The organism is Paracoccus alcaliphilus, from assembly GCF_028553725.1.
In the GTDB taxonomy this organism is placed as follows: domain Bacteria; phylum Pseudomonadota; class Alphaproteobacteria; order Rhodobacterales; family Rhodobacteraceae; genus Paracoccus; species Paracoccus alcaliphilus.
Map to the genome: position 1 here is coordinate 2678853 of NZ_CP067124.1, position 9437 is coordinate 2688289.

6 protein-coding genes, 1 tRNA gene and 1 pseudogene are annotated in these 9437 nt (G+C 63.7%); 6 read left to right on the plus strand and 2 right to left on the minus strand.

The features are described 5' to 3' along the window. Window position 1 precedes the first annotated feature (1 nt). The 6 genes and pseudogenes from JHW40_RS13950 (at window position 2) to JHW40_RS13975 (ending at window position 6159) form a co-directional block, all read left to right on the plus strand. On the plus strand, window positions 2-781 hold the full coding sequence (locus JHW40_RS13950; protein WP_090611271.1) for a hypothetical protein: 780 nt from the start codon (window positions 2-4) through the stop codon (window positions 779-781). Next, complete coding sequence (locus JHW40_RS13955; RefSeq protein WP_090611270.1) at window positions 750-1706, plus strand: hypothetical protein; 957 nt, start codon at window positions 750-752, stop codon at window positions 1704-1706. Before JHW40_RS13950 ends, JHW40_RS13955 begins: the two co-directional genes overlap by 32 nt. Window positions 1707-1775: 69 nt before the next feature. Next, a complete protein-coding gene (metG, locus tag JHW40_RS13960) occupies window positions 1776-3494 on the plus strand; it encodes a methionine--tRNA ligase (protein WP_090611269.1) in 1719 nt (572 codons plus the stop codon). Between the two features lie 142 nt (window positions 3495-3636). Further along, a pseudogene (locus JHW40_RS13965) lies at window positions 3637-4843 on the plus strand (IS3 family transposase). Window positions 4844-5027: 184 nt separating this feature from the next. Next, entirely contained in the window at window positions 5028-5948 is a 921-nt protein-coding gene (gene rocF, locus JHW40_RS13970; RefSeq protein ID WP_090611268.1) for an arginase, read from the plus strand. A 125-nt stretch (window positions 5949-6073) separates the two neighbouring features. After that, window positions 6074-6159: transfer RNA gene (locus JHW40_RS13975), tRNA-Leu, on the plus strand. 548 nt (window positions 6160-6707) lie between these two features. Here JHW40_RS13975 and ygfZ read toward each other — a convergent pair. Together ygfZ and JHW40_RS13985 are read right to left on the minus strand one after the other, a co-directional pair. Next, a complete protein-coding gene (ygfZ, locus tag JHW40_RS13980; protein WP_090611267.1) occupies window positions 6708-7427 on the minus strand; it encodes a CAF17-like 4Fe-4S cluster assembly/insertion protein YgfZ in 720 nt (239 codons plus the stop codon). Then, window positions 7424-9229: an ABC transporter ATP-binding protein gene (locus tag JHW40_RS13985; RefSeq protein WP_090611266.1), complete on the minus strand. Its 1806-nt coding sequence runs from the start codon at window positions 9227-9229 to the stop codon at window positions 7424-7426. Before JHW40_RS13985 ends, ygfZ begins: the two co-directional genes overlap by 4 nt. Window positions 9230-9437: the final 208 nt, after the last annotated feature.

Below are 9437 nucleotides of genomic sequence, written 5' to 3' on the forward strand. Positions count from 1 at the left end.
CGTGGGCCGCTGGTCGGAACTGTGTGCGGGACTGATCTGTGCCGCGCTGTTTCTGCTGTGGCGATTCGGTTATCCGCATACCTCGGCGGCGGCGCTGGTGCCCGTAATCGCGCTGCTGCTGGTCGGTGCGGGAATTTATCTGCGCCGGGTCAGGCTGACGCTGGCCATGCGCGAGGGGATCTTCCTGCCCGGCTCGCGCTATAAGCGTTGGTTCAGCGGGCGCATGAGCGGCCTGATCCTTGCCGTGGTCGAAGGCACCGCCATCGTTCTGGGCATGTGCCATTTTGCGCTGCATGCCCGCCTGCCCGAAGTGCTTCTGGCCGCCGCCATCGGCATCTGCACGCTGGCGGTTATCGCATGGCTGCGCAGGGTCATGGCGCGGGAGCTGCGGCCCGAATTCGCCGTCGCCGCCAGCGCCTGGGTGGCAGCGGCGATCGCCCTGCCCTTCTGCCTGCTGCATTTCTGGATGCAGCAGGATATCCTGCCGCCGCCCGTCTGGCTGGAAGCCGGCGGCTTCATGGAGGTGATGAAAGCCTCGCTGGCCGAACTGCCCCTGCGTCGGGACGGCATCATCGAGGCGCTCAGCGCCATGCAGCTGCTGGAGGCCGCGATTCACTGGATGCTGCGCGCCATGAGCGACGTGTGGGGCGTCTCGGCGCTGCTGTTTATTTACAATTCTGCCATTTGCCTTGCCGTTGGGCGGTTTTTTGCCGACTCTGCCGCGACATTCAATCTGGTCGGGCTTACCCATGAACTCCCCTTCGGCACGCGCAGCCAATAAGCGCGGCATCGGCTTTTATTTCTGGAGCACCATCTTCGCCCTGATCGGCATCACCGCCGTGCTGGTCATTCTGGCCATGCTGCGGCCCGTCCCGGATCAGTCCGCGTCCGATACCGCCCAGTCCCCGCAGATCAGCATCACGCAGGAACAGCTTGCGCAGGTCGAGGTTCGGGCGCGACAGGCCGGATATCAGGCGATCGAGGCCAATCTGGATGATGCGCTGGAGCAGATGTTCCAGCCCGTCTATGCCAGCATCCCAACCTATGCCGATTTCCATTATTCGGTCTGGGGGCAATATGCCGAACTCTGGGCTGCCGGGAAGGAAACACTGGGTCTCGAGGAAGAGATCGGCAGTCTGATGCGCAAACATCTGTTCGAGGATTTCGAGACCCGCCACGTTCAGCAGATAGAGCATCTGCGAAAGGCCTATCAACAAAGCGTTTCCGGCATTTTCGCGCAAGAAGGCGAAAGGCTGGCGGGCGAGACCGGACAGCCGCTGCCCGAGGCGCTGCAACTGACGCTGGATGATGCGAAACGGCGCATGATCGTGACATTGCCCGCCGCTGCGACGGGTTCGGCGGCAGCGACAGCCGTTGTGGTGGCCATCGTGAAACCCATCGCCACCAAGGTGGTCGCCTCGACCGCGATCAAGGCGGGTGCCAAGGGCGTCGGCAAGGCCACCGGAATCGGCGGAACCGCAGCGGCGGGCGCGGTGGCGGGCAGCTTCCTCGGCCCCGTCGGCACTGCGGTGGGCGGTGTTGGTGGTGCCGTGGTCGGCTGGCTGGTCGTCGATTACGCCGTGGTCAGGCTGGACGAATATTTCAACCGCGATGAGTTCGAGGCCGAATTGCGCGACGCCATCGACGTCGAGAAGGCGCGTCTGCGGTCCGGCATCCTTGCCGGTTACGCCACACAGCAACCGTAAGCTGGCCCTTGGTCTCTGGTGTTTTGCACGGCAAGGCCCTAGAGAAGCGCCAGACACAAGGACGCAGACATGGCCCGCCACCTGATTACCTCGGCAATCCCCTATATCAACGGCATCAAGCATCTGGGCAACCTCGTCGGTTCGCAATTGCCCGCCGATCTTTGCGCCCGCTATCTGCGCGGGCGCGGGCATGAGGTCATGTTCATCTGCGCCACAGACGAACATGGCACGCCCGCCGAACTGGCCGCACAGAAGGCGGGCCAGCCGGTGGCAGAGTTCTGCGCCCAGATGCACGGGGTTCAGGCCGATATCGCCCGCCGCTTCGGCCTGTCCTTCGACCATTTCGGGCGTTCATCCAGCCAGCGCAACCAGGTGCTGACCCAGCATTTCGCCGGGCAGCTGGCCGATAACGGCTATATCGCCGAGGTCAGCGAGAAGCAGGTCTATTCCGTCGATGACGGGCGTTTCCTGCCCGACCGCTATATCGAGGGCACCTGTCCGAATTGCGGTTACGACAAGGCTCGCGGCGATCAATGCGAGAACTGCACCAAGCAGCTGGACCCGACCGACCTGATCGATCCGCGCAGCGCGATCTCGGGCAGCACCAATCTGGAAGTGCGCGAGACCAAGCATCTCTATCTGCGCCAGTCGTTGCTGAAGGATCAGATCAGCGACTGGATCGACAGCAAGCATGACTGGCCGATCCTGACCACCTCCATCGCGCGGAAATGGCTGAATGACGGCGACGGGTTGCAGGACCGGGGCATCACCCGCGACCTGCATTGGGGCGTACCGGTCAAGCGCGGCGATCAGCCGTGGCCAGGGATGGAGGGCAAGGTCTTCTATGTCTGGTTCGACGCGCCCATCGAATATATCGCCGCCACCGCCGAATGGGCCGATGCGCATGGCAGGCCCGATGCCGACTGGCGCCGCTGGTGGCGTCTGGACGAGGGCGCCAAGGACGTGACCTATACCCAGTTCATGGGCAAGGATAACGTGCCCTTCCACACGCTGTCCTTCCCCGCCACCATCATCGGTTCGGGCGAGCCGTGGAAGATGGTCGATTACATCAAGTCCTTCAACTATCTGACCTATGACGGCGGGCAATTCAGCACCTCGCAGGGGCGCGGCGTCTTCATGGATCACGCGCTGGAGATCCTGCCCGCCGATTACTGGCGCTGGTGGCTTCTGTCCCACGCCCCGGAATCGGGTGACAGCGAGTTCACCTGGGACAATTTCCAACAATCGGTGAACAAGGATCTGGCCGATGTGCTGGGCAATTTCGTCAGCCGGATCACCAAGTTCTGCCGTTCCAAATTCGGCGAAACCATCCCCGAAGGCGGCGAATACGGCCCCGAGGAATCCCGCCTGATCGAGGCGCTGACCACCCGCATCCACGCCTATGACGGCTTCATGGCCGCGATGGAGGTGCGCAAATCCGCCGCCGAGCTGCGCGCCATCTGGGTTCTGGGCAACGAATATCTGCAAGGCGCGGCGCCGTGGTCCACCTTCAAGACCGACCCGGAAAAGGCCGCCATGCAGGTGCGTCTGGGGCTGAACCTGATCCGGCTTTACGCGGTGCTGTCGGCGCCCTTCATCCCGTTCACGGCGGATGCGATGCTGGCGGCGATGCAGACCGACAACCGCGACTGGCCCGATGACGTGGCGACGGCCCTGACCGCCCTGCCCGCCAGTCACGCCTTCACCGTGCCCGAGGTGCTGTTCGCCAAGATCAGCGACGAAAGCCGCGAGGAATGGCAGGCCCGCTTTCAGGGCGTGCGGGCCTGATCCCGCAATCCCTGCGGAAAGCCGCCCCGTTCCGGCCAATGTGATCGCCGGTGGCGGCCCCCCTACTTGTGAACTGGCCCCGTTTCGACCGGACAGCTTGGCGTAGCCAAGGAGGCTTAAGGCTAGCCTTAAGCATATGCTTATGTCGGAATTTGAAATCATCAGTGATGGTGACCGTCGCCGCCGTTGGTCAGCATCCGAGAAGCTGCGGATCGTGGAAGAAGCCCTGAGCGAGGGTGAAAGCATTTCCGGGGTTGCCCGGCGTAATGGTGTCGCTCCCAATCTCCTGTATCGTTGGCGCAAGCTGATGTTGGAAAGGGGCACGATTGCCGTGAGTGGAGATGACAGCGTCACCAGCAGCAAGACCGTCCGCGAGATGGAGAGCCGTATCCGAGAACTGGAGCGCCAGCTCGGCCGCAAAACGCTGGAGGCCGAGGTCTTGAAGGAAGCGCTTGAACGGGCAAGGGCAAAAAAACCGATCTTGCATGCGCTGTCGCTGCGACCGGACGATTTCCGATGAAGGCGGTGGCCAGGACAATGGCGGTGCGCGCTCGAACCTGCATGAACGGTTGCACGGGAGCGCGAAGCTGCGTCGGAGCTATCATAAAGCTCAAGACGCGGCGGTTCTGCCCCGCATCCAGAGGCTGATGGCGAAGCGCCCAACCTATGGCTATCGCCGGGTCACGGCAGTTCTGAGCCGGGAATTGCGGGCCGAAGGGTTCGCGGCGGTAAACCACAAGCGCGTGTATCGGATCATGAAAAACAACAACCTTCTGCTGGAACGCAGCGGCTTCGCTCACCTGGAACGCAGCCATGACTGCAAGGTGGTGATGATGCGCTCGAACCTGCGATGGTGCTCAGATGGCCTGGAGTTCACCTGCTGGAACGGCGAAATCATCCGCGCGGCTTTCCCGATCGACGCCTGTGACCGCAGGATCATTGCCTGGCGGGCCGTGGTCAATGCCGGGATCAGCGGATCGGATGTGCGCGATATGATGCTGGAGGCCGTCGAAAAACGGTTCAATGCATTTCGTGCACCGGGAGTGGTCGAGCTACTGTCCGACAATGGCAGCCCTTACACCGCGAAGGACACGCGCATCTTCGCACGTCAGCTTGGGCTGAAACCCTGCTTCACGCCGGTGAAAAGCCCGCAGTCCAACGGCATGTCAAAGGCATTCGTGAAAACCCTGAAGCGCGACTATGTCAGCGTCACGCCACTGCCGGATGCCGAAACCGTTCTGTCATTGATAGGAGACCGGATCGAAGATTATAACGAACACCACCCGCATTCCGGCCTGAAATGGCGCTCGCCGCGAGAGTTCATCACGGCCGCAACCGAAACCGCTTAGGTTCCGGTGAAACGGGGGCTCATTCAACTTGCGCTTTTGGGCGTCCGGTCCTATGGCGGGGCGCTGACCCAGGGACGGGTGTTTTTCCCTCTCGCCCCGACCCAGGCAAGCGCGCCATCCCCGCATCTGTGGACATTCCTGTCCGGCCATTCTTATCTCGGCCGTGAACCAACAGGAGAATCGGATGACCCATTGCATTCTGATCGGTGCCCCCGTCGATGAGGGCCAGCGCCGTCCCGGTTGCCTGATGGGGCCTGCCGCCTATCGCGTGGCGGGGCTGGCGGGGACGCTGACCGCTCTTGGCCACACGGTCGAGGATCTGGGCGATGTCACCCCGGACGCGCCCGGCTCCGAGACCTGCCCGAACCCGGCCATCCACCACCTGCCCGAGATGGTCGCCTGGACCCGCGCCCTGCGCGCCGCCGCCGAAGCCGCGATGCCGCAGGGAATGCCGATCTTCATGGGCGGGGATCACGCGCTGGCGTTGGGAACGGTCGCGGGCGTCGCGGCCCATGCCGCCCGCAGCGGACGCCCGCAATTCGTCATCTGGCTGGACGCACACAGCGATTTCCACACCTTCCGGACCACGACCTCGGGCAATATTCACGGCACCCCGATGGCCTATGCCAACGGGCTGGCGGGCTTCGATCCGCTGCCGCCCTTTCCCACGCCGATCCCCGGCGAAAACATCTGCATGTTCGGCATCCGCAGCGTCGATCCGGCCGAGCATCAGGCGATGCAGTCCAGTTCGATCATCGTGAACGACATGCGGGTGCTCGACGAACAAGGCATCGTCGCCCCGCTGCGCAGCTTTCTGGAACGGGTGAAGGCCGAGGACGGGATGCTGCATGTCTCGCTGGATGTCGATTTCCTCGACCCTTCGATCGCGCCCGCAGTCGGCACCACGGTTCCGGGCGGCACGACCTTCCGCGAGGCGCATCTGGTGATGGAGCTGCTGCACGAATCGGGGCTTGTCACCTCGCTGGATCTGGTCGAGCTGAACCCGTTTCTGGACGACCGGGGCCGCACGGCCAAGCTGATGGTCGATCTGGTCGGCAGTCTGATGGGCCGCAAGGTCTTCGACCGCCCGACGCGCAGTTTCTGAACCCGGTTTATGGAATGTCGCGCTTGCCAAGCCTTTGCGGTTTGCGCTAGCCACGACGGACCGGTTTTCCGATTTTCCGGTGATTGCCCGCGCTGCGATCCATCGCTGCCGCGCAATCGGCCCGTGCGGGCGTGATGGAATGGTAGACATATCAGACTTAAAATCTGTGGGCCGTCAGGCCGTGTGGGTTCAAGTCCCACCGCCCGCACCATCTCACTTGTAGAGTGAAACAAACCAGCCAACACCTTGGACGGTATGGCTGCTTCTACAGTTCAACCGCCTGTTTCCCTGCTAACAGCGAACGGCTTCCGCAAAGACAAGTTGCAGCACCGTCCGTCTCGGACATCCCAAGCATTGCACAGAATCACGCTTGTGGCCGCGAACAGTTCTCTGCGCGACTGGAGCGAGCGCAGGATATCGCGACGCCATCCTTGATCCTCGCGCGGGAGATGGATTTACGGTGGCCGGCGCGGCGCACCCATATCCTCTGCCCGTCAACTGATTGAGGTTCTGCGACAGCGGCGAAGCCCCCGGCAGCGCCGGCATCTCGACCCGTGCCGACTTGGCCCTTGACCGGACACCTGTCCAGCATCCGGCGCGGGGGGCATCCCCGAACAGCCGCCGGCGGATCACCGCCAGCGCGAAGGCGGCCAGCAGCACATCGCTGGCGCCGCCACCGCGTCAGACAACGCACCTGCCGTCAATTCGCTTGTCTTTTCGCCACCACGGTTCGAAGCCGTCGCAATCCGGCCCCGCCCGTCACGGCGCAAGGATGCGTGCCGGGCCGGCCTCCATCCCCTCGCCCAGCCGGTCAAAGCGGACATGCGCAATGGCGCGGCCGCCCGATTGGGTGAACAGGGTGCCGACCTCGCGGCCATCGCGCCGAATGGAGGTGCCGATGGCGGCCTCGCCTTCGATTCCCAGCACCGTCAGGCCCTTGCGCAATTCGGTCTTGTGCTTCATTCGCGCCGTGACTTCCTGCCCGACATAGCAGCCCTTGCGGAAATCGACGCCGTGCAGACGCTCGAATCCGACCTCCAGAATGAATGTCTCGTTCGGGATCAGTTCGATCAGGGTTTCGGGGATGCAATGCTCGACCCGGATCGCATCCCAGTCACTGCCGTCATCGCCCTCGGCCCCATACAGCCGCCAGCCAAGCGCCTCGTGCCGCGGATCGGCAATCGCACCGTCCGGCGCCGGGCCGGTACCACACGCGACGGTCATGTCGGTCTCTTCCAGCAGCACCTTCGAGCGCAGCTTGTACATCGACAGTCGCCGCATCAGGTCATCCGCCAGACGCGCATCCACGTCCAGCAGCAGGGCATCGCCATCCGGCACGATCAGGAAATCGGCCAGATATTTCCCCTGCGGCGTCAGCAACGCCGCCCAGCACGGCGCGCGGGTCACATCATTGGTGACCAGTCCCTGAAGGAAATCCCTGTGATCCTCTCCGCTGAGGCGGATAATCCGGCGGTTCATTCATCTTCTCCGAATTGCAAGGCGACAAGGCGGGCATATGTGCCGCCCTTTGCCATCAACTGGTCATGGCTGCCCTGTTCGACAACCCTGCCCGCGTCGATCACCACGATCTTGTCGGCATTGCGGATGGTGGACAGCCGATGCGCGATGACCAGCGTCGTGCGGCCCTGCGACAAACGGTCCAGCGCATCCTGCACCAGCTTTTCGCTGGCGGTATCCAATGCGCTGGTGGCCTCGTCCAGCAGCAGAACCGGCGCATCGCGCAGTACCGCCCGGGCGATCGAGACCCGCTGGCGCTGCCCCCCCGACAGGGCCGTTCCGCGTGGCCCAACGCGGCTTTCCAGCCCCAGAGGCTGCGCCCGCGCGAAATCGCTGACATGGGCGACCTCCAGCGCGCGCTGAAGCGCATCCTCCGAGGCATCGGGGCGGCCCATCAGCACGTTCTCGCGCAGGGTCTCATCGAACAGCGCCGAATCCTGCGCCACGGTCGAGAACTGGTCGCGCAGCACCTCCAGGCCATAATCCTGAACCGGCACGCCACCCAGCAGAACCTGCCCACGGTCGGGATCGACCATACGCGTCAGCAGATTGAACACGGTGGATTTACCCGCCCCCGAAGGCCCGACCAGGGCAGTGGTCTGCCCGGCTTCGGCGGCGAAAGTCAGCCCGTTCAGCACGGTCTGGTCGTCATAGGACAGCCAGACATCTTCCAGCCGGATCGACATATCATCGGGTGGCTGCTGCCTTGGCCCCGACAGAATATTGGGTCTTGTGTCAAAGACCTGATAGATCCTCTCAAGACTGGCCGCCGCCGTCTGCCAGCTGCCGGCCAGCATGCCCAGCCGCCGCATCGGCTGAAAGGCCAGCGCCAGCGCGCTGAAAAAGGCCATGAAATCGCCGACGCTGCGCTCTCCCTCCATGACCTGCGCGCCGCCAAGCGCCAGCACCGAGACAAAACCGATGCCGGTGACGATATCGGTCAGCGCCGGGATCACCACGCTGGTGGCGGCGACCTTGACCTCGGCCTGACGGATGCGGTCGACGATCTCGCCGAAACGCTGCTGCTGCACCGCTTCGGAACGGTTCAGACGGATCGAGGTAACACCATGCAGAACCTCGTCCAGCCGCGTGGCGCGGGCGCTGGCATTGATCCGGCTTTGCGCCACCTTGCGCCGGATATAGCGCTGAACCAGCGCCGCCGGTGCAATCAGGATCGGCGCCCCGATCAGCGCCGCCAGCGTCCAGACCGGGTCGATGGCGATCGCCACGCCGAACAGCATCAGCAGCGCAATCACATCGCGCGTCGCCCCGGTGATCAATGTGGCCCAGACCCCCTGAACCGCGATGGTGTCGCCCTGTATCCGCTCGATCAGGGCGCCGGGCGGATTGTCGCGGAAGAAACGTCCATCCAGCGTCAGGATATGCCCCAGCAGATCGCGCTGCATCAGCGTCGAGATCCCCAGCGAAATGCGCGTCAACAGCGACCGCCCCGCCACCAGAGTCAGCGCACGCAGCAGAAAGACACAGAAAATCGCGCCGCCCACCCACCAGATCGCGCCGGTCTCCTTGCCGACGAAGACCCGGTCGAACAGTGGCTTCAGCATCCACGAGATCAGCGCCAGCGTCGATCCCTCCAGCGTCATCAGCAGGAAGGCAACGCCCATGCTGCCGCGATGCCGGCGCAGATAATCCGTCCAGAAACGGCGGAACAGCGAGGAGGTTTCTGGGGACGACTGGGCCACGGCATCCTGCAAGTTGTTGTCATCGCGAGCATGACCAGAGCCGTGTCCGGATGCCGCCATACCGCCCCCAGCCTTACCCTGCCCACAGGACCGCAAGCAAGTCACTGACCGACATGAAAGCAAAGGGGGCTCGCCGCCCCCTCTTGGCCTGCGGCCAGTTCACCCCGCAGGTATTTTCAAGGAGCGCGAGAAGCTGACCCTCTCTCGACTGCCCAACCCTCGCACTCCTCCAAAATACCTCGGGGGAGTCGCGGAACGCGACGGGGGC